This window comes from Maribacter sp. R86514 (assembly GCF_044597005.1).
Taxonomy (GTDB): Bacteria; Bacteroidota; Bacteroidia; order Flavobacteriales; family Flavobacteriaceae; genus Maribacter.
The window spans coordinates 101,261-126,241 of record NZ_CP138999.1 but is presented as its reverse complement, the minus strand read 5'-3'; the positions used below and the strand labels follow the sequence as shown (position 1 = coordinate 126,241).

General features: G+C 34.4%; 24 protein-coding genes. 17 read left to right on the top strand and 7 right to left on the bottom strand.

What is annotated here, in order from left to right; all coding sequences use genetic code 11:
* Positions 1-28 precede the first annotated feature (28 nt).
* The 4 genes from SJY30_RS00490 to SJY30_RS00475 all read right to left on the bottom strand — a co-directional run bounded on the left by SJY30_RS00490 (position 29) and on the right by SJY30_RS00475 (position 4,838).
* Entirely contained in the window at positions 29-793 is a 765-nt protein-coding gene (locus SJY30_RS00490; RefSeq protein WP_396633685.1) for a creatininase family protein, read from the bottom strand.
* Positions 794-885: 92 nt separating this feature from the next.
* Positions 886-1,053 (bottom strand): lmo0937 family membrane protein, encoded by a 168-nt coding sequence (locus tag SJY30_RS00485; RefSeq protein WP_027067903.1) that lies wholly within the window; start codon positions 1,051-1,053, stop codon positions 886-888.
* 141 nt (positions 1,054-1,194) lie between these two features.
* On the bottom strand, positions 1,195-2,079 hold the full coding sequence (locus tag SJY30_RS00480) for a dienelactone hydrolase family protein (RefSeq protein ID WP_396633684.1): 885 nt from the start codon (positions 2,077-2,079) through the stop codon (positions 1,195-1,197).
* Between the two features lie 128 nt (positions 2,080-2,207).
* The gene (locus tag SJY30_RS00475) at positions 2,208-4,838 is read right to left on the bottom strand and encodes a valine--tRNA ligase (RefSeq protein ID WP_396633683.1); all 2,631 of its coding nucleotides are present in this window, start codon (positions 4,836-4,838) and stop codon (positions 2,208-2,210) included.
* Between the two features lie 195 nt (positions 4,839-5,033).
* Between SJY30_RS00475 and SJY30_RS00470 the strand changes: the two genes are divergently transcribed.
* Positions 5,034-5,426, top strand: coding sequence for a DUF1573 domain-containing protein (locus SJY30_RS00470; RefSeq protein ID WP_084135100.1), 393 nt, complete (start codon positions 5,034-5,036; stop codon positions 5,424-5,426).
* A 54-nt stretch (positions 5,427-5,480) separates the two neighbouring features.
* On the opposite strand, the gene SJY30_RS00465 is transcribed toward SJY30_RS00470, so the two are convergent.
* Entirely contained in the window at positions 5,481-6,758 is a 1,278-nt protein-coding gene (locus SJY30_RS00465; RefSeq protein WP_396633682.1) for an aspartyl protease family protein, read from the bottom strand.
* Between the two features lie 208 nt (positions 6,759-6,966).
* On the opposite strand from SJY30_RS00465, the gene SJY30_RS00460 reads away from it, so the two are divergent.
* The 9 genes from SJY30_RS00460 (at position 6,967) to SJY30_RS00420 (ending at position 15,882) form a co-directional block, all read left to right on the top strand.
* Complete coding sequence (locus SJY30_RS00460; protein WP_396633681.1) at positions 6,967-8,157, top strand: pyridoxal phosphate-dependent aminotransferase; 1,191 nt, start codon at positions 6,967-6,969, stop codon at positions 8,155-8,157.
* A complete protein-coding gene (gene murB, locus SJY30_RS00455) occupies positions 8,157-9,173 on the top strand; it encodes a UDP-N-acetylmuramate dehydrogenase (RefSeq protein ID WP_396633680.1) in 1,017 nt (338 codons plus the stop codon). The genes SJY30_RS00460 and murB overlap by 1 nt, the downstream gene beginning before the upstream one ends.
* A gap of 203 nt (positions 9,174-9,376) precedes the next feature.
* Positions 9,377-9,940, top strand: coding sequence for an RNA polymerase sigma factor (locus SJY30_RS00450; RefSeq protein WP_036156031.1), 564 nt, complete (start codon positions 9,377-9,379; stop codon positions 9,938-9,940).
* Positions 9,937-10,695, top strand: coding sequence for an anti-sigma factor domain-containing protein (locus SJY30_RS00445; protein WP_396633679.1), 759 nt, complete (start codon positions 9,937-9,939; stop codon positions 10,693-10,695). The genes SJY30_RS00450 and SJY30_RS00445 overlap by 4 nt, the downstream gene beginning before the upstream one ends.
* 74 nt (positions 10,696-10,769) lie before the next feature.
* The gene (locus SJY30_RS00440; protein WP_036156035.1) at positions 10,770-10,973 is read left to right on the top strand and encodes a hypothetical protein; all 204 of its coding nucleotides are present in this window, start codon (positions 10,770-10,772) and stop codon (positions 10,971-10,973) included.
* A 43-nt stretch (positions 10,974-11,016) separates the two neighbouring features.
* Entirely contained in the window at positions 11,017-11,574 is a 558-nt protein-coding gene (locus tag SJY30_RS00435; RefSeq protein WP_396633678.1) for an RNA polymerase sigma factor, read from the top strand.
* Between the two features lie 109 nt (positions 11,575-11,683).
* Positions 11,684-12,559 (top strand): lipoyl synthase, encoded by an 876-nt coding sequence (lipA, locus tag SJY30_RS00430; protein ID WP_036156039.1) that lies wholly within the window; start codon positions 11,684-11,686, stop codon positions 12,557-12,559.
* A gap of 99 nt (positions 12,560-12,658) precedes the next feature.
* Positions 12,659-13,669 (top strand): type I glyceraldehyde-3-phosphate dehydrogenase, encoded by a 1,011-nt coding sequence (gene gap / locus SJY30_RS00425; protein ID WP_396633677.1) that lies wholly within the window; start codon positions 12,659-12,661, stop codon positions 13,667-13,669.
* Positions 13,666-15,882, top strand: a complete 2,217-nt coding sequence (locus SJY30_RS00420) for an ATP-binding protein (RefSeq protein ID WP_396633676.1) — start codon at positions 13,666-13,668, stop codon at positions 15,880-15,882. The genes gap and SJY30_RS00420 overlap by 4 nt, the downstream gene beginning before the upstream one ends.
* On the opposite strand, the gene lpxK is transcribed toward SJY30_RS00420, so the two are convergent.
* Entirely contained in the window at positions 15,866-16,867 is a 1,002-nt protein-coding gene (lpxK, locus tag SJY30_RS00415) for a tetraacyldisaccharide 4'-kinase (RefSeq protein ID WP_396633675.1), read from the bottom strand. The two genes, SJY30_RS00420 and lpxK, sit on opposite strands and share 17 nt — an antisense overlap.
* 50 nt (positions 16,868-16,917) lie before the next feature.
* Between lpxK and SJY30_RS00410 the strand changes: the two genes are divergently transcribed.
* The 3 genes from SJY30_RS00410 to SJY30_RS00400 all read left to right on the top strand — a co-directional run bounded on the left by SJY30_RS00410 (position 16,918) and on the right by SJY30_RS00400 (position 19,277).
* A complete protein-coding gene (locus SJY30_RS00410; RefSeq protein WP_396635292.1) occupies positions 16,918-18,012 on the top strand; it encodes a Nif3-like dinuclear metal center hexameric protein in 1,095 nt (364 codons plus the stop codon).
* Between the two features lies 1 nt (position 18,013).
* Positions 18,014-18,793 (top strand): zinc ribbon domain-containing protein, encoded by a 780-nt coding sequence (locus SJY30_RS00405; protein WP_036156050.1) that lies wholly within the window; start codon positions 18,014-18,016, stop codon positions 18,791-18,793.
* Positions 18,794-18,896: 103 nt separating this feature from the next.
* Positions 18,897-19,277, top strand: coding sequence for a DUF4174 domain-containing protein (locus SJY30_RS00400; protein ID WP_396633674.1), 381 nt, complete (start codon positions 18,897-18,899; stop codon positions 19,275-19,277).
* On the opposite strand, the gene SJY30_RS00395 is transcribed toward SJY30_RS00400, so the two are convergent.
* Positions 19,278-20,621, bottom strand: coding sequence for an FAD-dependent oxidoreductase (locus tag SJY30_RS00395; protein ID WP_396633673.1), 1,344 nt, complete (start codon positions 20,619-20,621; stop codon positions 19,278-19,280).
* 153 nt (positions 20,622-20,774) lie between these two features.
* On the opposite strand from SJY30_RS00395, the gene SJY30_RS00390 reads away from it, so the two are divergent.
* From SJY30_RS00390 to SJY30_RS00375, 4 genes are read left to right on the top strand one after another with little or no spacing between them, the layout of a single operon-like run.
* Positions 20,775-21,407 carry a flavin reductase family protein gene (locus tag SJY30_RS00390; protein ID WP_396633672.1) on the top strand — a complete coding sequence of 211 codons (633 nt, stop codon included), beginning with the start codon at positions 20,775-20,777 and terminating at the stop codon, positions 21,405-21,407.
* A 2-nt stretch (positions 21,408-21,409) separates the two neighbouring features.
* Positions 21,410-21,565 (top strand): DUF2256 domain-containing protein, encoded by a 156-nt coding sequence (locus SJY30_RS00385; RefSeq protein ID WP_396633671.1) that lies wholly within the window; start codon positions 21,410-21,412, stop codon positions 21,563-21,565.
* Positions 21,558-22,853, top strand: coding sequence for a DASH family cryptochrome (locus SJY30_RS00380; RefSeq protein ID WP_396633670.1), 1,296 nt, complete (start codon positions 21,558-21,560; stop codon positions 22,851-22,853). The genes SJY30_RS00385 and SJY30_RS00380 overlap by 8 nt, the downstream gene beginning before the upstream one ends.
* 27 nt (positions 22,854-22,880) lie before the next feature.
* Positions 22,881-24,413: a cryptochrome/photolyase family protein gene (locus SJY30_RS00375; protein ID WP_396633669.1), complete on the top strand. Its 1,533-nt coding sequence runs from the start codon at positions 22,881-22,883 to the stop codon at positions 24,411-24,413.
* Positions 24,414-24,981: the final 568 nt, after the last annotated feature.

Sequence of the window (24,981 nt, the reverse complement as noted above, 5' to 3'; positions counted from 1 at the left end):
TATAAAAGAATTATTTTCGACGATAACATTATTGATATAAATCTTCCAAATCAGCGTCGCAAAGTGAGCAAAATAAATCATCTAACTTTGCACACACATCATTAAAAAAACGCTCTCCTTTTTCTTTGGTAGCAAACTCAGGATTGCCAATACCCGTATCACTACTAACCTTTGACCACTGCCTTTCTGCCCAAGCCCAACCTTCATTATAAGCCTTTATCCTAAATTTTTTAGCACTACCACTACCCCATTTATCTTTCGGCAATACCAAATCAGGTCTTAAATAAAGCATTAAACTTGTTTCCATTTCATCGGCATGATCGCCCATTTCCTTAAAATATTTAGATTTATCGAACATGGGAGGAAAGAAACAAAAACTGATAAACATGTCTGGGAACAATAAACCCAACTCTCTTATAATAGGTTTAAAATTATTACCTCCGTGACCATTGAATAGCAATAATTTCTTTATGCCTTGTCTATTTAGTACGGTTACCAAATCTTTTAAAATAGCCAATTGAGTAGACGGATTCAAATTCATATCTAAATAGATGTCACTCTGACCTGTATTTACACCAAAAGGTATAGTAGGCAAAACCATTATCTTTCTTCCTTTCTCCCAAGAGACACCAGCAGCAGACTCAGCCATACTTTGTACTTGATAATTATCCGTACCATAGGGTAAATGATAATTATGAGCTTCTGTGGCTCCCCACGGCAAAATTGCCAATTCTATTTTTTCATCTTTTAAATGTTCCCAATTGGTTTCAGCAAGTACATAAGGTCTAATCATAGTATTAAAGATACTATTTAAGCACAAAAAAACCCTTGACATTAATCAAGGGTTCATATATTTTTTGATAAAATTGGTTTGTAAAATTGATTTTACAAGACCTTTTTACCTGAAATGATATTGTAAAGAATAACGATAACCGCTATTACTAATAAAATGTGAACTAAACTACCGGTTGCAAGACCAGGTACTATACCTAACATTCCCAATAACCATATAATTATACAAATAACTGCTACTAACCATAATAGACTTCTCATAATGTGTGTGTTTTTAGATTGTTTATACTACAAAACTAAAGGGATTAGCCGTGTTAGCTTAACTCAAACAAATTGATTACTAACTCTATATCAGAAACTTCAATAGTAAAATCACACCCAAAAGCCCTTAAAACCAGTGCTTTATACTAATTTTTTATTGAAAAAATCCATAGTACGTGACCAAGCTAATTCTGCTGCTGGTTCATCATACCTAGGTGTAGACGTATTATGAAAGCCATGATTTACATTGTCATAGAAATAAGCAACATTCTCTTTACCTAATTCATTCAATGCTTTTTCATATGCTGGCCAACCCGCATTCACGCGTTCATCCATTCCAGCATACTGTAACATTAATGGTGCATTAATGTTTTCAATACCCTCTGTTGGTTGTCCTCCATAAAAAGGTACTGCAGCAGATAAATCCGATACTTTTACTGCCATCATATTAGAAATCCATCCACCGAAACAAAAACCTACTACACCGATTTTACCATTGCAATCTTCGTGATTTTTCAAATACTCGAATGCCGCTATAAAATCTTCAAGCATTTCATTTCTATCTCTTTTACGTTGCATAGCGCGACCATCATCGTCATTACCCGGGTAACCACCTAACGGACTCAAGGCGTCTGGTGCAATAGTTACGAAACCTGCCAAAGCTGCTCTTCTTGCTGTATCTTCAACATACGGATTCAATCCTCTATTTTCATGAACCACTACGATACCTGGCAATTTGCCTTCTGCCGATTTCGGCTTAGATAGTAATGCATTGATTTCACCACCTCCTTTATCAGAATTATAAGTAATGAAACCCGAATCCAAATCTGGATTATTTTTATCCACCAAAAAAGTATTCTCATAATCTGGCATTAGAAAACTCATTAGCGATGGCACTGTAAGACCACCTACGGCGTACATGGACAGTTTCTGCACAAAGTCTCTACGTTCTAGTTTATTATGGGCATAGGCATCATACAAATCAAATACCTCTTGCTTAATATCTTCTTTCTTAAGTGGTTTCATTTTCTTAGCTTTTTTGTTCAATTTAAAAATACGAAAACATCATGACTACCTAAATACTTTTAACAATAGAAAAAGCCTCATTCCTAATTGTTTAGGAATGAGGCTTTCGTAATTTATGGAATGAAATGTTAGCCTAAACTCGCTAAACTTTTTTCCAATGTTTCTATTTTAGCTTCGGCATCAGCTAGTTTTTTGCGTTCTATGGCTATTACCTTTTCAGGAGCATTATTTACAAATCGTTCATTAGAAAGTTTCTTTTGAACTGATGTCAAGAAGCCTTTAGTATATTTTAGCTCTTCATTGATCTTAATGATTTCTGCCTTTATATCAATAGCATCTTCCATAGGCACAAAATACTCATTACTCTTTACCCTAAAAGTCAATGCACCTTCTATCTGTTCATCTAAATAACTGATTTCAGATACATTGGTTAGTTTGGAAATTACCACATCCCAACGGTTACTTGCGTTTTCAGAATTTAGAACTGACAGCTCCAATGATTCTTTCATTGGAATATTCTTATTCTTTCTTATCGTTCTAACACCGGATATTACCTCAGCAGCAAAATCGAACTGAGCTATTAACTCTTCATCAATTTTACCAACGGTTGGCCATTTTGATATGACCAAAGCTTCTGTTTCATCTCTTTTTGCAATATGTTGCCAAACTTCTTCGGTCAAAAATGGCATAAAAGGATGCAACAATTTAAGGTTCTGCTCAAACAACTCTATTACCTTATTAAAAGTAGTTCTATCAATAGGCTGTTGATATGCAGGCTTAATAATCTCCAATAAAGAAGAACTATAATCATCCCAAACTAACTTATATATTGACATTAAAGCATCTGAAATACGGAACTTGCCAAAATGATCTTCAATCTCTAATAATGTCTTATTCAACTTAGACTCATACCACTCTAAACCAAGTTTTGAAGCCTCTGGTTGAGGAATATCTGCAATCTCCCATCCTTTCACCAATCGGAAACCGTTCCAGATCTTATTGGCAAAGTTTTTTCCTTGCTGACAAAGATCTTCATCGAACATTAAATCATTACCTGCAGCTGAACTTAACAAAAGACCTACACGAACTCCGTCAGCTCCATAATCCTCTATTAATTTTAAAGCATCTGGTGAATTACCCAATGACTTTGACATTTTTCTTCGTTGCTTATCTCTTACCAATCCGGTGAAATAAACATTTTCAAAAGGCTTCTCTCCTCTAAACTCATAGCCGGCAACTATCATTCTAGCTACCCAGAAAAATAAAATATCCGGCCCGGTTACTAAATCGTTTGTTGGGTAGTAATAGTTTATCTCTTCATTATCTGGCTCCATAATACCGCCAAATACACTCATTGGCCATAACCACGATGAAAACCAAGTATCTAAAACATCGGCATCTTGTCTTAAGTCACTTTCTTTTAAATCTGACTTACCTGATTTCTCTTTTGCCAGTTTTAATGCATCTTCTACATTAGCCGCTACAACAAAATCTTCTTGTCCGTCACCAAAATAAAATGCTGGTATTTGTTGTCCCCACCATAGTTGTCTAGAAATATTCCAATCCCGAACATTCTCCATCCAATGACGGTATGTGTTTTCAAATTTCTTTGGATGCAACTTTACATCACCACTCTCCATAACCGCTTCTAAAGCAGGTTTTGCCAAATCTTCCATTTTCAGGAACCATTGATCAGATAATTTAGGTTCAATAACAGCCTTGGTTCTTTCTGAAGTACCTACTTTATTAATATGGGTCTCGGTCTTAACCAGAATACCTAAATCTTCTAATTCTTTAGAAATCTCTTTTCTTACTACGAAACGATCTTTACCCTCGTAATGCAATCCAAAACTATTTAAGGTTGCATTATCATTAAAAATATCGATAGTTTCTAGGTTATGTTTTTCTCCTAATACTTTGTCGTTGATATCATGTGCAGGCGTTACTTTTAAACATCCTGTACCAAATTCCACATCTACATATTCATCTTCTATAATAGGAATTACTCTATTACAGATAGGAACAATTACTTTTTTACCTTTTAGATGTGTAAAACGCTCATCGTTCGGATTTATGCAAATTGCGGTATCCCCTAATATAGTTTCAGGTCTTGTGGTTGCAATGGTTACTTTTTCGTCTGATCCTTCTATAGCATAAGACAAATAATATAAAAGACCTTGTTTTTCTTCATAGATAACTTCTTCATCAGACAAGGTTGTTTGTGCTTCAGGGTCCCAATTCACCATTCTATACCCACGGTATATCAACCCTTTGTTATAGAGATCAATAAACACCTTAATAACACTATCATAACGCTCTTGATCCATGGTGAACGCAGTACGGTCCCAATCGCAAGAACAACCCAGTTTTTTCAACTGTTCTAAAATGATTCCGCCATATTCATTTGTCCAATCCCACGCATGTTTTAAAAACTCATCTCTGGTAAGATCGTTTTTATTGATGCCTTGCTCTTTTAATTTCGCAACTACCTTTGCCTCGGTTGCAATAGAGGCATGATCCGTACCTGGTACCCAACATGCATTTTTTCCTAAAAGACGGGCTCTTCTTATGAGTACATCTTGTATTGTATTGTTCAACATATGCCCCATATGCAAAATACCAGTTACGTTTGGTGGTGGTATTACGATACTATATGGTTCTCTTTCATCTGGTTCTGAGTGAAAGTAGCCGTTTTTCATCCAGTAATCATACCATTGTGATTCTGTGGCCTGCGGATTATATTTTGAAGGAATTTCCATTTTTTGGAACAGTTTTTGAATAATAATAAACTGGGTTATTAAAAATTAAAGCCGAACTGACATTCTAACGGTCATTTCAGCTAAATTTCACCCAAAGATAAATACGAAACAAAAATAAGTAACGTTAGAGTATAACAAAAGGATTTTGAGGTTGATCTGAAAAGATTTAATTTTGACATCCACCCAAAATTATAAATGATGAAAAAAATAGTACTTGTATTATTTGTTGGCTTACTAGGTTTTAGCTTAACTGCACAGGACGCAGCTGCCAAAATAGAGTTTAAATCTGAAACTGTGGATTACGGCGAAATCGCTAAAGGATCTGACGGAGTAAGAGTTTTTGAATTTACAAACACAGGAACTGCGCCACTAATTGTGAGCAAAGTAAGTTCTAGTTGTGGTTGTACAATTCCAAAAAAACCAGAAGATCCAATTTTACCAGGTAAAACAGGTGAAATTCAAGTGAAATATGATACTAATAGAGTTGGTCCTATCCGTAAAGCAATTACGGTTATTTCTAACGCTGACACTCCTACCAAGGTTTTAAAAATCAAAGGAGAAGTTCAAGCTACCACTGGTACCAAATAAAAGAACTTTTTAAAAATTAAAAGCCCAACTAAAAAGTTGGGCTTTTTTTATGCTTTACTGTTCGTCAAATAAAGGTTTTAACACAAAACTAAAGAGCAGATCGCTGTCATACCTTTCTACCAAAACCTTAATTTTTTTGTCCTTTTTAAAATTAAGCATATGCATAATCTCTTGTAATTTATATCGATGGATTCGCTTACCGTTCACTGCCAGAATGACATCGCCTTCTCGTAAGCCCGCCGAATGTGCCGGACTCCCCTGGCGTATGCCCGATACTATAATCTCTGGCACCAAACTTAACCTTGTAGCACCTTGAAGTATAATTTGCACATCGCCATACGTTTTGGCACTGCTATTTAGCACACCGTTTGTATCGGTAATTCGTTCTGAAACATAACGCATACCCGCATGCTGCAAATCAATACCGCTAATATTGTATTGAAATAGTTTACCGAAATTGGCGTTCTTGGTCATTATCAATTTTTCATTTCTATAATCGAATACCACATTAAAACGCTTTATCACCTCACCGCCCAAGCTTCCGTTTCTACCTCCAAAGTCAGAAATTGTAGTGAACGTCTCCATATCAGGAAAAGCCGCCTTTGCATCACTCAGCACAAAATCTGCAATCTTTAAATGACTGATTTTTGTTCGCTTCCCAAAAATATCACCAGCCAACCCTTTTCCTAAAAAATCTTGATAATGCTTTTCGGGCAATTGAATTCTTTCATCTTCAAATAGCCATACTGCATCGCTACTACCCGTATCCATTAACATTTTTACAGGTATTTCCTCATCCTTACTTATCATCACAAATGCATCTACATATGCCTTCTTTCTAATAACCGACATATCTACAACTCTAGAATTCTTAGATTTTTTGTACCTATAAAGTTCAGGGTCATGAAATTTTATGGTTTGCTTTACATAGTTTATATCAACTACAAAATCTCTAAATAGATTATATCCAATTATACCATGCACAGGCACACCAAGGCTTGGCGAGAAGTTAATACCAGCATCCATTACTACATAAATGTTTTGGGAAGTATTCTTGACATTACCTAACTGCACAAAATTTCCGGTAGATTTTAATGCATTGATTGGGTCTCCCTTCCCTAGCCCATTAATTGTAATTTCGGTTACATTATTTAATTGAATAGAATCTTGATCCGCCAAATTGAATAAAATTGGAGTGCCAACACCAGAATCTAACACAAAAGATAACTCCGTGCCATTGACTTCAATAGGTATGACCATGAGATTATTAATCAATTGAAACTTGACTTTGTGAAATTTCTTTCCTGCTGGCAAATAGTACTTTTGTGCCATTCCTGAAAAGGATAAACAACAACACAAAAGAATCAATAGCATCCTATATGTACGTAACATAATCTATATGAATTAGTTAACCCTTTTTAAGATACTGAATAATTTGTTATTAAACCTAAATTTAACACTATGGGCAAATCCAAATAAAAGCTTAATTACTTTGTAAGAACCATAATCATTTATCACTTTTGTGAAAAATTCAAATAATATGCCATCTGTATCAAATAAGGGGCTTACCATGCCTCAATCACCTATAAGAAAGTTAGTTCCGTTTGCTGAAAATGCAAAAAAGAGAGGAGTTAATGTCATTCATTTGAACATAGGGCAACCAGATATTAAGACTCCGCAGCAAGCTTTAGACGCTGTGAAAAATAATGATATAAATGTATTGGAATACAGCCGTACCGAAGGTTCTGAGACCTTTAGGACCAAAATTGCGCAGTACTACCTTAAAAACGACATTCAAGTAAGCCCTACAGATATCATTGTTACTACCGGTGGATCAGAAGCCTTGTCTTTTGCAATGAACACCATTGCAGATACAGATGATGAAATCATCATCCCTGAACCTTTTTACGCCAATTACAACGGATTTGCTACTGCATGTGGCGTAACCGTAGTACCTGTAGTTTCTAAATTAGAAGATAATTTTGCACTACCTCCTATTGAGGATTTCGAAAAACTAATTACACCTAAAACCAAGGCTATATTAATATGTAACCCTGGTAACCCTACAGGATATTTATATAGCAAGGAAGAAATTCAAAAATTAGCTACCCTAGTTAAAAAACACAACATTTATCTAGTTGCAGATGAAGTATACAGAGAATTCACATATGACAATAAAACCCATGCTTCCATTTTAAAAGAAGAAGGATTGGAGGAACATGCTATAGTTATAGATTCGGTTTCTAAAAGATATAGTATGTGTGGCGCTAGAATTGGATACTTGGTATCAAAGAACAAAGAGTTTATTGCTACGGCAATGAAATTTGCACAGGCTAGACTATCACCACCTACATATGCGCAAATTGCAAGTGAAGCGGCTTTGGATACACCAGATAGCTATTTTACTGAAGTAAAGACGGAATATGTTGCAAGAAGGAATCTGCTTATTGCGGAATTAGAAAAAATTGAAGGTATTAAAATTGCTAAACCGCAAGGTGCTTTTTACTGTATAGCAGAACTACCTATTAAAGATGCCGATCACTTTGCTCAATGGTTGCTAGAGGAATTTAACATAGACAATGAAACTGTTATGGTAGCACCCGCAGCAGGGTTTTACGCTACAGAAGGACTAGGCAAAAATCAAATTAGAATTGCATATGTTCTTGACCAAGATAGTTTAAAAAGAGCTGTTCAAATTTTAAAAGAAGCACTTAAAAGTTACAAAGGTTAATGATCGTACATGAACACTTTTCCCTAAAAAACTATAATACTTTTGGTATTGATGCTACAGCAAGATTCTTTGTTGAAGTTACATCTATTGAAGAATTACAGGATATTCTTGGTAATCATGATTATGACAGAAAAATCATTATAGGTGGCGGTAGCAATATGCTGCTTTCAGATTATATTGAAGCATTGTTTATTCATGTAGATTTAAAGGGAAAGAAAATTGTATCAGAATCTGCCAACAGCGCACAAGTGAAGGTGATGGCAGGCGAAAACTGGCATGATATGGTCATGTGGACCCTTGAAAATAATTTTGGAGGACTGGAGAACATGTCCTTAATACCTGGAAATACCGGTACCGCACCTATTCAAAATATTGGCGCATATGGTGTTGAATTAAAAGATTGTTTTGTTAGTTGTGAAGCGATTAGAATAGAAGACCAAGAATTAATTACCTTAACCAAAGAGGAATGTAAATTTGGCTACAGAGATTCATTTTTTAAAAATGAAGGAAAAGATCAATTTGTAATTACGTCGGTAACTTTTTCCTTTACCAAAAAAAACCACAAAATTAACTCTGGCTACGGAGCAATTGAACAACAATTAGAAAAAGAAGCGATAACCAACCCTACTATAAAAGATATTTCCAATGCGGTTATTGCTATTAGACAAAGTAAACTACCTGACCCAAAAGTTTTAGGTAATAGTGGTAGCTTCTTTAAAAATCCGATAGTTGATAAAGAAGTATTTGAAGAATTTACGCGTAAAAACCCTGAAGCTCCTTTTTATAAAGTTTCAGATGAATTTTATAAAATTCCGGCAGGTTGGCTAATTGAGCAATGCGGATTTAAAGGAAAACGTTTTGGTGATGCAGGTGTTCACAAAAATCAAGCTTTAGTACTTGTAAATTATGACAATGCAACCGGAAAAGATATTTTAGATCTAGCAGCAAATATTATTGATGCCGTAAAAACAAAGTTTCATATTGAAATAAGTCCTGAGGTTAATTTAATAAAATAACCCCTGTAAAAATTACAGGGGTTATTACCAAACCAAACCAACCAAAAACAAAGTGGGCAGTTACCAGCTGACCACTTATTCAATATATATTTTTAGAAAACGCTTCCTTAACAATCAATTTTATAATTTAGCGTTTAATCATATACGGTTCAATGTTAGCATTTGGATGTCCATCATAAAAAAATATGTACATCTTTTAAATTATGAGCACTCTATTAGAAAACCATATTGTTGAATTACTACAGGAAAGAAACGAAAAAGCGATTTCTCTCTTGTACGATAATTATGCCGACACCCTATTAGGTGTTGCTAATAAGGTAGTGCGTGATCCTGACCTAGCACAAGATGTTGTTCAAGAATCTTTTGTGAAGATTTGGAAAAAAGCTGACTCTTATGACCCTAAGAAAGCGAAACTGTTTACTTGGCTTTTTAGAATTACACGTAACACTGCCATTGACAAATTAAGAAGTGTCAACACAAAATCAGATAAAGAAATCCAAATAGACGTTTCTGACGTATATACTTTAGGCGTAGAAAGTACAAGGCCAGAGTTAATGGATGTAAGAGAACATCTAGATAAAATTGAAGATAAATATCAAATTGTTTTAGAAGCTCTTTTCTTTCAAGGCATGACCCAACAAGAAGCTAGTGATGAGTTGGATATACCTTTAGGAACTATTAAATCTAGACTTAAAATTGGATTACGCGAATTAGGCAAAATCTATGGCCCAGCCGTAGTTGCCATGTTATTAAATTTCGTATTATGAAAGACAAAATAAGAATTTTCCTTGATTCTGATTTATTAGAAAAGTATCTTTTGGGTACAACTACCGAATTGGAAAGCCTTCAGGTAGAGCGCTATATTGCCATGTACCCAGAGGTTAGGGAAACATATAGCGAATTACAGAATAATCTTGAAATCTTCGCTAAACTACATGCTATCGAAGCACCACAAGGTTTAAAGGATAAAATCAACTCTAGAATAAAAGCTGAACGTAAGGGCAGAAAAAGATTCTATAGTTATGCCATTGCAGCAAGTATTACCGCTATCATGTTCATAGGTATCTCTACTTTTTTCTGGAATCAAAACCAGAGTTTACAAGAAGAGAACAGCGTTGTTAGCAATAAAATAAAATTGCTTGAAGAGAACATGAAAGAGCAGTTAGAAGATGTACGTAATCAGTTCATTGTTCTAAACAATCCACAAACTAAAAAGTACAATGTTAAGGGGAATCAGAAAGCTAAAGATTTGAAAGCTGTGGCCTATATAAACCCTGTTAAAAAATTATCATATATCAATGTGAGCAAATTACCTCATATTCCAGAAAGCCAATGTTTTCAAATGTGGGCAGAGGTTAACGGTAAAATGATAAACTTAGGTATTATCGAAGAAGCTGGCGATCAAGAAAAGTTGTTGGCATTACCATACGCTGAAAATGCCGTTGGTTATATTACCATAGAACAAAAAGGTGGTAACCAAGCCCCTAATGTAGAAAATATAGTAGCGAACATAGCATACTAAGCTTTCGCACATAAAGTATTCTTAAAGCCCCATTTTTGGGGCTTTATTTTTTATCTTTGTTTAAAATTTAGCACATGAAACTAGTATTATTGACCATTGGGCTGTTAGCATTGGCTTTTGCAGGTATTGCAATTAAAATATGGTCTAAAAAAGATGGGGAATTTGCAGGAACTTGCGCAAGCCAAAGTCCTTTTTTAAATCAAGACGGACAAGCTTGTGGTATGTGCGGTAAAATGCCGAACGAACAAGATTGTAAAAAAGATTTAATCTCAGAATAAGCTTAGTACTTAATCAAAAACTTACGCTTACCAAAATTAATATTTGAATAACAGAGACACTTTAGAAGAAACAATCATTAAAGCGAAGCAAGGCAAACAGATTGCCTTTAGTCGTTTGTTAGATATGTTTTGGAACGATGTTTATGGATTTCAATTAAAGCGCACGGAAAATGAAAACGATTCTGAAGATATAACCATTCAGACATTTTCAAAGGCGTTCGATAAGATAAATACCTATAACGAGTCTTACGTATTTAAAACTTGGCTAATAGCCATTTCAAAGAATATACATATTGATCTGGTTAGAAAGCGTAAAAAGAATTTGTTAGATTCTAGCAGCAATTCTGATGCTATTACCAGCGCTTTAGACGCTTCGCCTTCTATGGAAGATCAATTGATACAAGAACAGAATTTAGCCGATTTACTCAGGGATATTAAGAAACTAAAGCCCCATTACCAAGCAGTCATCAACCTAAGGTATTTTAATGAGTTAAGCTATGCTGATATTGCCACACAATTAAACGAGCCCATAAACAGTGTCAAAGTAAAACTTCTAAGGGCTAAAAAATTACTTTCAGAAATTATCAAGGAACGAAAGTAATCAACAAACGAATAGTAAATTTCTCATTATTTAGAACTCATTTGTGTAGGATGTAATTCTACTTTACCCACACTTTATTAGTTCGTATATTTGTAATAAAATTGAAAGCATGTCTACAGTTTTAAAAGAAAATGTTGCTCCACCAAAAGGCAAACCGAAATGGCTAAGGGTAAAATTACCTACAGGTAAAAAATACACTCAACTTAGAGGTTTGGTAGATAAGTATGACCTACATACTATTTGCACCAGCGGAAGTTGCCCTAATATGGGGGAATGCTGGGGAGAAGGTACAGCAACTTTTATGATATTAGGTAATGTATGCACCAGATCATGTGGTTTTTGCGGCGTTAAAACCGGAAGACCAGAGAACGTTGACTGGGCAGAACCTGAAAAAGTAGCTAGATCCATAAAAATTATGGGTATTAAGCATGCTGTTATTACTTCTGTAGATAGAGATGACCTTAAAGATATGGGGTCTATCATTTGGGCAGAAACCGTAAAGGCCATACGCAGAATGAACCCAACTACTACTCTAGAGACTTTAATTCCCGATTTTCAAGGTATAGAAAAGCATTTAGATAGAATTGTTGCTGTTTCTCCTGAAGTTGTTTCTCACAACATGGAAACTGTTAAAAGACTAACTAGAGAGGTGCGTATACAAGCAAAATACGAACGTAGCCTAGAAGCCTTGAACTACTTGAAAAAACAAGGTATCAACAGAACCAAATCTGGTATTATGCTAGGTCTTGGTGAACATGAAGATGAAGTAATTACTACGTTGGCAGATTTGCGAAATGCAGATGTTGATGTTGTAACTATAGGTCAGTACTTACAGCCATCTAAAAAACATCTTCCTGTTAAAGAGTTTATTACTCCTGAGCAGTTTAAGAAATATGAAGATATAGGTCTTGAAATGGGTTTTAGACATGTTGAAAGTGGTGCCTTGGTGAGATCTTCTTACAAGGCACACAAGCATATTCTATAAAAATTCAAGAACATACTTCTTGCTACTACGCTAACATAATTGGATGGTTCTAATTTATTGGAATTATCCGTATTAACTGAACACATTCATCAGCAACCAATGCAAAAACTAAACATAGGCATTAATGGTTTTGGAAGAATAGGTAGAACGCTATTTCGACTTATGCAAGCACATGAAAATTTAAATGTGGTTGCCATTAATGACTTGGCAGATACCCGTACTCTTTCGCATCTATTAAAATATGATAGTATTCACGGTACTTCTCCGCTTAATATCTCTCATGACAATAAGCACATTATAGTTAATGATAAAGCCATAGCACTATTTAATGAATCTCATCCGTCTAAAATAAATTGGTCTTCTTCTGCAGTTGATTTAGTTGTTGAATGTACCGGTAAATTCAAGGACAGGGAAGCCTTATCTTTCCATCTTAAAAATGGTGCCAAAAAAGTCATTTTGTCCGTGCCGCCTACTGAAGATGATATTAAAATGATTGTCTTTGGCATTAATGAAAATACCTTGACCACATCTGACGATATTATATCTAATGCATCATGTACTACGAACAATGCTGCACCCATGATAAAAATAGTCAATGACCTATGTGGTATTGAGCAGGCATATATTACAACCATACATTCTTATACTACAGATCAAAGTTTGCATGATCAACCGCATAGAGACTTAAGAAGAGCACGAGCAGCATCACAATCTATAGTACCTACTACAACCGGAGCGGCAAAAGCATTGACCAAAATATTTCCTGAGCTAGCAGATACTATTGGTGGTTGTGGCATTAGAGTTCCTGTACCAAATGGCTCATTAACAGACATTACGCTTAATGTAAAAAGAGAAACAAGTATTGAAGAAATAAACTCTACTTTTGAAAAAGCGTCTAAAAACCAGTTTAAAAATATAGTACATTATACTAACGACCCAATAGTTTCCATTGATATAAACAATAGTTGTTATTCTTGTACGTTTGATTCTTTGATGACCTCTGTAATAGGAAAAATGGTTAAAATTATTGGCTGGTACGATAACGAAACCGGTTATAGCAGTAGAATCATTGATTTGATTAATTTTATAAGTACTAAAAATTATATTTGAAGATTTTATTTTTAAATAAAGCACTTAAAATTTTGCTAGTCCCCATTCTAATTTTGGCGGCTACCACCAACCTATACCCACAGAACACGGTTGCACAGAAAGATATACAACCCTATTTTGACCAAGCTAGAAAATTCAGAAATCAAGATAAAATCGACCTTGCTTTAGAAACACTTAATACAGCCGCAAACGAAGCCGAAAAAAGCGAAGATGTAAAAGGTCTTATCGATAGCCTTCACGAACTAGCATTATTGTATTTAAAAATAGATAAAGAAGGGGACACCGAATTTTATTGGGATCGCGCAAGTGTTCTGCTGAAAGACATTGAATACCCTTACGGCGACGGTATGCATAAATATATAGAGGCTATTCTTTTACATAGAAGTAATAGAAACTTTCAAGCGCTGTTTATGCTTAACGAAGCCAAACAGCTAAATAACGACCGTAATTTTTACAATAATTTATTATTGACAGAAGCAAAAGTATATCTCAGTTTAGAGAAATATGATAGCGCTACAAAAAACTTGAATTCACTTATTGTAAATACCGATCAATACGAAAAAGAATATCTTACTACGCAAGCCTATTTAACACTTGCTGAATTAAATTTAAAAAACGATAATTTATCCGAAGCTGCCAAAAATGGTGAAAATGCGTTGGCTCTCGCTCTTGATAATGGATTTTTAGAAGACATTAAAAAATCAAACACCTTATTATCATCTGTTTACGAGAAACTTGGTCTTTATCAGAAATCACTAGTAAATACTCAAAATCTGGTGAAATTAAAAGATTCCATATTTAATATCGATAAAAATATTATTGAAGCTAAAACAGCTGATAAAATAAGGGATGATTACAAAACGGAGGAGATTGCACGCCAAGAAAAGAAAATAGAAGAACTTACAGAATCTCAAAACAGATCTGAACTTACGGCGATTTTAACTTCTGCATTTTTAATTATTATTTCATTACTGGCAGTTACATTATATAGAAATAACCAGATAAAATTAAAAACCAACGATCTTTTACAGACCAAGAACAAAGAGCTACAAATTGCTCGTGATGGTGCCGTACAGGCAATGGAAGCAAAAACAAACTTTCTGTCTACCGTAAGTCATGAACTTAGAACTCCGCTATATGCGGTTACTGGGCTTACCCATCTACTGCTTGAGGAAAATCCTGAAGAGCACCAGAAAGAACATTTAAAGGCATTAAAATTCTCAGGTGATTATCTTCTTAATTTCATTAATGACATTTTACACATCAACAAAATTGATGCGAATAAATTAGAACCCCTGAACATGGAGTTCAACCTTAACAAGGTTATTAACGAGGTTATCAATTCTCTTGGTCAAAGTGCCAAAACCAATAAAACCAACCTGATTTTAGAATACGATTCAAATATACCAAATAGCTTATTGAGCGATCCATTGAAACTCTCTCAAATTTTCATGAATTTAATTGGTAATTCTATCAAGTTCACCAAAGGAGGCGAGGTAAAGGTCATTGTAAAATTATTGAACAAAGTAGAAGATGATATCACCATCTATTTTGAAGTTAAAGATAATGGCATCGGTATCTCAAAAGAGAAGCAAAAAAGTATTTTTGAAGGTTTTGAACAAGGCTCTATTCAAATTAATAGAGAATATGGTGGTACCGGTCTAGGTCTTACTATTGTTAAAAGTTTATTGAGCTTATTTGAAAGCAAAATTGAGCTTGAGAGTGAATTGGGCGAGGGAAGCTCTTTCTTCTTTGAAGTTAAAATGAAGAGTCTTGAAAGTGAATCAGAAGATGTATCATTTGAGATTACGCCTAAAGATTATGACTTTAAAGGGTTACACTTGTTAATTGTTGAAGACAATAAAATTAACCAAGTCATCACCAAAAAAATGCTTTCTAAACGAGATATGACCAGTGATATAGCCAATAATGGTCATGAGGCAGTAACAGCCGCTCAAGAAAATGTATACGATGCTATACTAATGGATATTCATATGCCAGGTATTAGTGGTGAGGAAGCTACTATACAAATTAGAAAGTTCAATCAAGACACACCTATAATTGCATTAACGGCTATTTCTTTAGATGATAGCTTAGAAAGTTTTTATGCCGCAGGTTGTGATGATGTGGTTACTAAACCTTTTAAACCAGATGTTTTTTACCAAAAGATAGGTGAGAATATTTTTGATAAAAGAGCTAAGAAATCGTTGTAATAAATTTTAATAATTCATTCTTCATGAGTTCGCCGGTATTATCAAAAAACTCATGTTTTACCTCTATATAACTTAAGCTCGTTAGCTTAGTTTCTAAACGCACGAAATCCTTCTCTGTAGTAAGAATACATTCTTTTTCTTTTAAAATATCGATTTCTTGATCTGTAAAGAAATGGTGGTCTTTGTATTTTAAATGCTCAAACGTAATTCCTTCCGAATTTAAAAACTTTACTAACGGAGCAGGATTGGCAATACCGGTTACCAAAGTCACATTTTTTTCTTTCAGCGTATCTAAAGTCAAGATATCACCCTTTAGTTCTTTATTATAAGACAAATAGCTGAACAATACTTTTTGATGGGGTTTAGGATGTATACTTTTCCTAATCTTGTTTTTTTCTGATGGCGACAAGTTAGCAGGGCATTTAGTTACTATAATTACATCTGCCCTACCCGCCTCTCTTTTTGAGTCTCTTAAATCTCCCGTTGGCAGGTACCAATCTTTTGTATACAAATTATCATAGGAAGTCAACAAAATTGAAAACCCGGCTTTTACTTTTCTATGTTGAAAAGCATCATCGAGCAATATAACATCTAGATCAATCAATTTCTCCAGCTGACTAATTCCGTTTCTTCTATCCGCATCAACTGCAACAGTAATTTTAGGGAATTTGGTTTTTATCTGAAATGGTTCATCACCCAATTCTTCAACAGTGGTTTGTTCATTTGACAGCAAAAATCCTTCTGACTTCCTTTTATAGCCTCTACTTAAAATAGCGACATTATAATTCTCAGAAAGCTCCCGTATCAATAGCTCGATCATTGGCGTCTTACCTGTACCGCCTACACTTAGGTTACCTACACAAATAGTTTTTACGGCAAATGATCGAGAAGAGAAAATACCCATATCATACAAGCGATTTCTAAGAAAGACAATCAGTCCGTAAATTAATGAAATAGGAAAAAGAAGTTTTCGTAACACCTGCATTAGAACGAAATTATAATAATTTATCTTTGAATATCTTATTTTCTTATAAAATGACCGTAAAAGACATTACCCTAATATTAGAAGAATTTGCCCCATTAACTTATGCCGAAGATTTTGACAATGTAGGTTTACTAGTTGGTAACGCTTCAAATGAAGTAAGCGGAGTATTAGTTACATTAGACACTTTAGAAAATGTGGTAGAAGAAGCCATTGCTAAAAAGTGTAACATGATCGTTAGCTTTCACCCAATTATTTTTGGTGGATTGAAGAAAATAACGGGAAAAAATTACGTGGAGCGTGTAGTTATCAAAGCAATCAAAAACGATATTGCCATCTATTCTAACCACACGGCACTTGACAATGCAAAAGAAGGCGTAAACGCAAAAATTTGCGAAGTACTTGGACTTTCTAATACCAAAATACTACTTCCTCAAAAAAATACGATTAAAAAATTGACCACCTATATCCCTAAAGATAATTTAGAAGTGGTAAAAAATGCCATGTTCAAAGCTGGTGCCGGTAACATAGGAAACTATTCTGACTGTAGTTTCACTATTGAAGGTAATGGTACTTATAAAGCAAATGAAGATGCCAACCCTACCAAGGGAAGCATTGGTACCAAGCATACTGAAAGTGAAATAATGTTTACATGTGTTTTTGGCAAGAATGAGGAATCTGCCGTCATCAAAGCATTATTGTCATCTCACCCGTACGAAGAGGTGGCTTATGACGTACAAACGATAGAAAATACCAACCAACATATTGGTATGGGAATGATAGGTGAATTGAACAAAGAGGTTACGGAAACCGAATTTCTTGAACATTTAAAGCTTAAAATGAACGCCAAAGTGGTACGTCATTCCAAATTTTTAAATAAACCGATTAAAAAAGTAGTAGTACTGGGAGGAAGTGGTTCTTTTGCCATTAGTGCTGCCAAAGCGGCCGGAGCAGACGTATTTGTTACTGCAGACCTTAAATATCACCAATTTTACGAGGCTGAAAACCAAATAGTTTTGGCAGATATAGGACACTTTGAAACTGAGCAGTTTACAAAAAACCTTTTAGTTGATTATCTTACGAAAAAAATTCCTAATTTTGCAATCCATTTATCGGAAAGTATAACAAATCCCATCAATTATTTTTAATATGGCAAAAAAAGAAGATTCGTCTGTAGAAGCAAAGTTAAGAGCATTATATGATTTGCAATTAATTGATTCTAGGGTTGATGAAATAAGGAACGTTCGCGGTGAACTTCCTTTAGAAGTAGAAGACTTGGAAGATGAAGTCCTAGGCCTAAAAACGAGAATGGATAAACTTAAAACTGATTTAGAGAATATCAATTTCGAAATCGGTGCTAAGAAGAACCTTATTGAAGAAGCAAAGACTTTAATTAAAAAATACGGCGAGCAACAAAAGAATGTTCGTAACAGTAGAGAATTTAATTCTATCAGTAAAGAATTGGAATTTCAAGAATTGGAAATTCAATTAGCTGAAAAGAACATTAAAGAATTCAAAGCTCAAATAGATCAAAAGAAATCTGTTATTTCTGAAACTAAAGAACGTTTATCTGAACGTGAGGCTCACCTTAAGCATAAGAAAAGCGAATTGAACGCTATTCTTGCTGAAACTGAGAAAGAAGAAAAAGCGTTATTAGAAGAGTCTATTAAATTTCAAGATAAAATTGAAGAGCGTTTGGTAAAGGCATATGCACGTATTCGTAACAATGTTAAGAATGGTTTAGCTGTTGTGCCAATTGAAAGAGGTGCTTCTGGTGGTTCTTTCTTTACTATTCCACCTCAGGTACAGGTTGAAATTGCTTCAAGAAAGAAGATTATTACCGATGAGCATAGTGGTCGTATTTTAGTTGACCCTACCCTTGCTGAAGAAGAAAGTGAAAAAATGCAAAAAATGTTCGCTAAATTATAATAGCAAACATCTTACATATATTAAAAAAGCCATCTTTTAAAGATGGCTTTTTTTGTTTACATTCATGACTATGAAATCTTTAAAAATCCTTTTAATTTTTATAATGATGTCTAGTCTTAATATAGAAGCTCAAGATTTATCGGAATATAAATGGAAGAACAGAATAGTAGTTCTTTACGAAACTGAAAATAATATTGCCGAAGTAAAATCTGCCTTAGAAACTATTGAAAGTAATGCTTCAAAAATTAATGAAAGGGATATTATTGTTTTCACCTATAAAGACAGTGTATTATATACTTTGGAAGGTAAAGCGACTGTTATTAAAAAATCCAGCACATTACCAAAATCCTATAATGGCTATATATTAATTGGAAAAGATGGCGGCATTAAAGCCAAAAGCCCCTATCCTTTTAAAATACAACAGCTGACTGACTTAATTGATAGTATGCCCATGCGCAGAAGCGAAATAAAGTCCAATAAGTAATTACCCCAGTAATTTGAGCATTAGCTCTTCTACTTCTTTACTATCCCATTTTTCGGCTATACCTGGTGTGCTCATGACTTTTTTCATAATCTCTTCCTGAGCATCTCCTTCTGCCAGTGCTTCTGCATAGGGTCTATTTGAAAATGTAACTCTACTATAAGCAGGAATCCATTTCTCTGGATGTTTTGCCGCAAAGTGTTTTTCGATTTTCTTTTGTAACAAGAAATTGACATCTGCAGTTTTACTGCTCATTTCTACAAAGTTGCGATAACTTAGCTCTGCAATAGCATCAGCGTTTGGCTTGCGCCTTTCTTGATAGATTTCAAAAATACGCTGCCAGTCATCACCTAACTCCTGTATAATCTGATCTAAGACATAAATATCCTCAAACCCAGCATTCATGCCTTGACCATAAAAAGGTACTACAGCATGCGCAGAATCGCCCACAAGGGCTACTTTATCCCAATAGGTCCAAGGGTAACACTTCATAGTTACCATGGCACTTGTAGGGTTCTTAAAAAAGTCTCCGGTTAAATTTTCTATATCATCCATTACATTAGGGAAGTACGTATTGAAAAAATGTACCGCATCCTTTTTTGTCTTCAGACTATCAAAAGAAACATCACCTTCAAATGGCATAAATAAGGTACAGGTAAAACTGCCATCTAAATTTGGCATTGCTATGAACATAAACTTACCACGTGGCCAAATATGGAATGAGTGCTTATCTAATTTATGTGAACCATCCGCATTTGCAGGTATAGTCAATTCTTTATATCCTACATCAATAAAATCTTGCGAATAGTCAAATCTACTTCGCCTTTGCATTTTATGACGTACTCTTGAAAAAGCACCGTCGCATCCAAATACCAAATCAAAAGGGTATTCTATCCACTCCCCTTTTTCGCTTTCTCCCGTATAAACTTTTGCTTCTGGCAAATTAATATCCCAGACTTTTTCCTCAAAACGAAACTCTACTCCGTTCTTTTCAGCAAGATCGATCATTCGCCTATTAAGCACACCACGCGATATTGACCAAATGGCCTCACCGTCTTTACCATATTTTTGAAAATACTGCTCTTTTCCAATAACGTGCATCGCCCTTTTATCTAAGGGTATGGCTATCTCCTTTATTTCTTCTTCTATACCAACCGCCTTCAAGGCATTCCACCCCCTATTACTCATGGCAAGGTTGATGGATCGACCAGAAAATTCAACATTTCTAATATCTGGTCTGCGATCGAAAACGGTAATTTGATGTCCGTACCTCTTAAGGTAAATGGCCAGTAAAGATCCTACTAAGCCTGAGCCAATAATGGCAATATTCTTTTTTTCTTGCGTCATGTACATGGCTTTAAGCCAACATTAATTCAATGTTAAAAATAGGAAATTATGCCCTCATTTCTTGTATAAACAGATAAACTAAGCAAATCATTTATGTTATTGAGTTCATATCTGTTTAATTTTTAATTATTTTTGTTAAACAAAATTAACAATTTGAAACATTTTAGTAAAGAAGAGCTAGGTAAAATGCCTAGTAGATACAGAGCTCATTTAATCAATAGTTGTACCGGTTACAAATCTGCCAACTTATTAGGTTCTAAATCTGAGATGGGAATTAGTAATTTGGCTATTTTCAATTCGGTGGTTCATATTGGTAGTACACCACCTATGCTAGGGTTTATTCTTAGACCTTTAACCGTTAAAAGAAATACCTATGCCAACTTTAAAGAAAGCGGATTCTTCACCGTCAATCAGGTAAACGAATCTATCATAAAAGACGCGCATCATACTGCGGCCAGTTATGATGAAGATATTTCAGAGTTTTCAAAAACCAAATTAACCGAAACTTATTTAGATAATTTTCAAGCTCCGTACGTAAAAGAGAGTGCAATAAAATTGGGGTGCAGCTATGTAAACGAATATGAAATTAAAGAGAATGGTTGCCTACTGATAATCGGTGCTATTGAGCATGTCTATTTACCAGACGATATTTTACAAAATGACGGTTGGTTGCAATTAGATAAGGCCCAGACTGTCGCCATTAATGGATTGGATGCTTATGCCTTACCTCAGCTTTTAGCAAGATTCGCATATGCAAAACCAGATGAACCCAGTAAATCTATATAATAGTGGCTCATAAAAAAGTAAACCTGCAAACAAAAATTTGCGCAACGTGTAATAAACCATTTTCATGGCGTAAAAAGTGGGAACGCAATTGGGACGATGTAAAGTACTGCGGAGAAAAATGTAGACGAAATAAATTGAAAACAGCAATTCATGAATAATCTAATTTGGTTTAGAAACGACTTAAGGGTGCAAGACAACTCTTCATTAACTGAAGCAATGAAAGGGTCTAATGTTATTGGCTTTTACTGTTTTGAATCTAAATTTTTTGAAACCGATGAATTCGGATTTAAAAGTACTGAAAAGTATAGGGCAAAATTTTTAATTGAGACTGTTCAGCAATTAAAACAGGAACTTGAAAAAATCAATATACCGCTATTTATTTTTCACGGTAATTCAGCAGATTACTTACCAGATTTAATTCGAAATCATTGCATCAATTCTATTTTCTTACAAAAAGAATGGACTAGAGATGAACAGGTTATACTAAACAATGTAAAGAAGAGCTTAGATCCCAATATAAATATTCACGAAGTATATGATCAATTTTTATTTCACCCAGATGATATTCCTTATGATGATTTTAGTTCGATTCCTAATGTCTTTACCACCTTTAGAAAAAAGTGCGAATCAAACTCCAAAGTAAGACCAATTACCACCTTACCTAATAAAATGCCTAGTGAAAATTTAATTGACACTAAGACCAAAATCCCTACTTTAAACGATTTAGGTTTAGATAATTATACTAACCATATAAATACCGCATTCCCCTTCAAAGGCGGAGAATTAGAGGCGTTAAAACGAATACAGAACTACTTTTGGGAAACGAAAAAATTGAGCTTTTACAAGAAAACCAGAAACGGATTAATTGGTACGGATTACAGTTCAAAACTATCTGCTTGGCTGGCTAACGGTAGTATATCTCCAAGAACCATATACTGGGAAATAAAGAATTACGAAAAGGAAGTTGTAAAAAACCAAGATACCTATTGGTTAATTTTCGAATTGATTTGGAGGGATTATTTTAAGTATATATCCCTTAAACATCAAGATGCAATTTTTAAATTAGGCGGTATACTAAATAGTACCTACGATCCTAAAACCAATGATAAAGCCAAACATACTTGGATCAATGGTTTAACTAAAGAACCTTTTGTAAATGCCAATATGAAAGAACTATTAGAAACCGGATGGATGAGCAATAGAGGGCGACAAAACGTAGCTAGTTTTTGGTCTAAAGAATTAGAACAAGATTGGCGAATTGGTGCCGCCTATTTTGAAAGTATGTTAATTGATTATGATGTGCATAGTAATTGGGGGAATTGGATGTACAACAGCGGAGTGGGAAATGACCCTAGAAACCGAAAATTCAATATTAAAAGCCAAGCTGAACGGTATGATGCTGCCGGTAAATATCAACTGTTGTGGTTACAAGAAACATTGTTCTAATCACAACTTCCAAAAAGACACGAAATAATGAAAATAGTACGCTTAATATTAGGTGATCAATTAAATCAAAATCACTCTTGGTTCTCAACCGTAAATGACGACATTACCTATGTAATAGCTGAAATGAGACAAGAAACCGATTATGTAAAACACCATATTCAAAAAGTGGTCGCTATCTTTTTAGCTATGCGAAGTTTCAGAGACGACCTTTCTCAAAAAGGGCATCGATTTATCTATTACAAACTAAACGATAAAAACAACCCTCAAGATTTAGCACAGTTAATATTGAACACTATCAAAGAAACAAATGCTGAAAAATTTGAATATCAGTTACCAGACGAATATAGACTTGATCAACAATTGCAAAAAATTTGCAGTTCGTTGACCATAGACACCGATAGTTTTGATACCGAACATTTTTATACCACTAGATATGAGTTAAAAGATTTCTATACCGGCAAAAAGCAAATGGTTATGGAAAGTTTTTATAGGATGATGCGGAAAAAACATGGTATTCTGGTGACTAATGACCAGCCTGAAGGTGGTAAATGGAACTATGACCAGAGCAACAGAAATAAATGGAAGGGCAAAACACCCATACCTAAAGAAAAAGAGTTTTCTAAAAATGTAGATGAAATAGTTCAAATGTTGCATGATAAAAATGTTGAAACGTTCGGCTATATAGATGCTTCAGAATTTCCATGGCCGGTGACAAGACAAGAATGCTTTAGTACGTTAGATTATTTCTGCAATGAACTACTACCACATTTTGGTGACTACCAAGATGCCATGCATACAGATGAGAAGTTTCTTTTTCACTCACGCCTATCATTTGCAATGAATGCTAAGATATTAGCACCAAATGAAGTTATCAATACTGTCTTAGACCATTTTTACGATAAATCAAATGATATAAACATATCTCAAGTTGAAGGTTTTGTTCGGCAAATTTTAGGTTGGAGAGAGTATATGAGGGGTATTTATTGGAAAGAAATGCCCAAATACAAAGAACTGAATACATTAAACAATACCAATAAATTACCTGAATTTTTTTGGACAGGTGACACCAAAATGAAATGTTTAAAAAAAGCTATTGGTCAAAGTTTAGATGCCTCTTATGCTCATCATATACAGCGCCTTATGGTTATCGGTAATTTTTCTTTATTGACCCAAATAGACCCCGATGAAGTTGATAAATGGTATCTAGGTGTTTACATAGATGCTATTGAATGGGTTGAAATCACCAATACTAGAGGTATGAGCCAGTTTGCAGATGGTGGTATTGTTGCAACTAAACCATATGTTAGCAGCGCTAACTACATTAACAAAATGAGTAATTACTGCAGTGGTTGCCATTATAGCCACACCAAAAAAATTGGTGAAAAAGCATGTCCTTTCAACTCGTTGTATTGGAATTTTCTGTCTGATAAAAAAGAACATTTCAAAGACAATCAACGTATGAATATGATGATGGCCCTTTTAAATAAAATGGATGGAAACAAACTAGCTGAAATTCAAGAAAGAGCTGCCGAAATAATTAAAAACCCCGATGCATTTTAATAATTATTTAAACTAAAATTTACACTATAAAACGTTCTAATCTATAGTTTTGAAGCGTAAATAAATTGAACATTCCGCGAGAGCGCCTATATAAAGAAAACACCTTTTCAATAAACTGAAAAGGTGTTTTTATTTACTATTGACCTATAGCAGTTTTACACCATTTTTGACTCATTTTCTAAAGTCTAAAATCATCCCTTATCAGTTGAATATGTTGATTTTATCGATAAAATGCAAACCATGGATTCTATATATCTTTCACAACAATTTTAACAGTCTACAACAATTAAGAATTAAGTGTTAATTGTACTATTAATTGATCCTCTGTACTTTCCTATATACATATTTAAGTATAAAATATTGAATATCAATTAATTACATAAATTTACATTTTAAACCGTGTAAGCATCTTAACTTATATGAAAGAAATGACTTACAAATTAAACACCACACATTATCACCTCTTCACAACAACTATTAAATATTCAGAATGTATCAACGTTATTTTGCCAACGTATGTTCATCGACGAATATCACCGTGTGGACTATAAAATTGAGTTATTGAACA

Coding starts and splice junctions, on each gene's coding strand:
- SJY30_RS00375 (WP_396633669.1), top strand. CDS start 22,881: ATGAAAATAGTACGCTTAATATTAGGTGATCAATTAAATCAAAATCAC.
- lipA (WP_036156039.1), top strand. CDS start 11,684: ATGTCTACAGTTTTAAAAGAAAATGTTGCTCCACCAAAAGGCAAACCG.
- SJY30_RS00465 (WP_396633682.1), bottom strand. CDS start 6,758: ATGGCACAAAAGTACTATTTGCCAGCAGGAAAGAAATTTCACAAAGTC.
- SJY30_RS00485 (WP_027067903.1), bottom strand. CDS start 1,053: ATGAGAAGTCTATTATGGTTAGTAGCAGTTATTTGTATAATTATATGG.
- gap (WP_396633677.1), top strand. CDS start 12,659: ATGCAAAAACTAAACATAGGCATTAATGGTTTTGGAAGAATAGGTAGA.
- SJY30_RS00460 (WP_396633681.1), top strand. CDS start 6,967: ATGCCATCTGTATCAAATAAGGGGCTTACCATGCCTCAATCACCTATA.
- SJY30_RS00490 (WP_396633685.1), bottom strand. CDS start 793: ATGATTAGACCTTATGTACTTGCTGAAACCAATTGGGAACATTTAAAA.
- murB (WP_396633680.1), top strand. CDS start 8,157: ATGATCGTACATGAACACTTTTCCCTAAAAAACTATAATACTTTTGGT.
- SJY30_RS00480 (WP_396633684.1), bottom strand. CDS start 2,079: ATGAAACCACTTAAGAAAGAAGATATTAAGCAAGAGGTATTTGATTTG.
- SJY30_RS00405 (WP_036156050.1), top strand. CDS start 18,014: ATGGCAAAAAAAGAAGATTCGTCTGTAGAAGCAAAGTTAAGAGCATTA.
- SJY30_RS00380 (WP_396633670.1), top strand. CDS start 21,558: ATGAATAATCTAATTTGGTTTAGAAACGACTTAAGGGTGCAAGACAAC.
- SJY30_RS00440 (WP_036156035.1), top strand. CDS start 10,770: ATGAAACTAGTATTATTGACCATTGGGCTGTTAGCATTGGCTTTTGCA.
- SJY30_RS00395 (WP_396633673.1), bottom strand. CDS start 20,621: ATGACGCAAGAAAAAAAGAATATTGCCATTATTGGCTCAGGCTTAGTA.
- SJY30_RS00450 (WP_036156031.1), top strand. CDS start 9,377: ATGAGCACTCTATTAGAAAACCATATTGTTGAATTACTACAGGAAAGA.
- SJY30_RS00400 (WP_396633674.1), top strand. CDS start 18,897: ATGATGTCTAGTCTTAATATAGAAGCTCAAGATTTATCGGAATATAAA.
- SJY30_RS00410 (WP_396635292.1), top strand. CDS start 16,918: ATGACCGTAAAAGACATTACCCTAATATTAGAAGAATTTGCCCCATTA.
- lpxK (WP_396633675.1), bottom strand. CDS start 16,867: ATGCAGGTGTTACGAAAACTTCTTTTTCCTATTTCATTAATTTACGGA.
- SJY30_RS00475 (WP_396633683.1), bottom strand. CDS start 4,838: ATGGAAATTCCTTCAAAATATAATCCGCAGGCCACAGAATCACAATGG.
- SJY30_RS00445 (WP_396633679.1), top strand. CDS start 9,937: ATGAAAGACAAAATAAGAATTTTCCTTGATTCTGATTTATTAGAAAAG.
- SJY30_RS00470 (WP_084135100.1), top strand. CDS start 5,034: ATGATGAAAAAAATAGTACTTGTATTATTTGTTGGCTTACTAGGTTTT.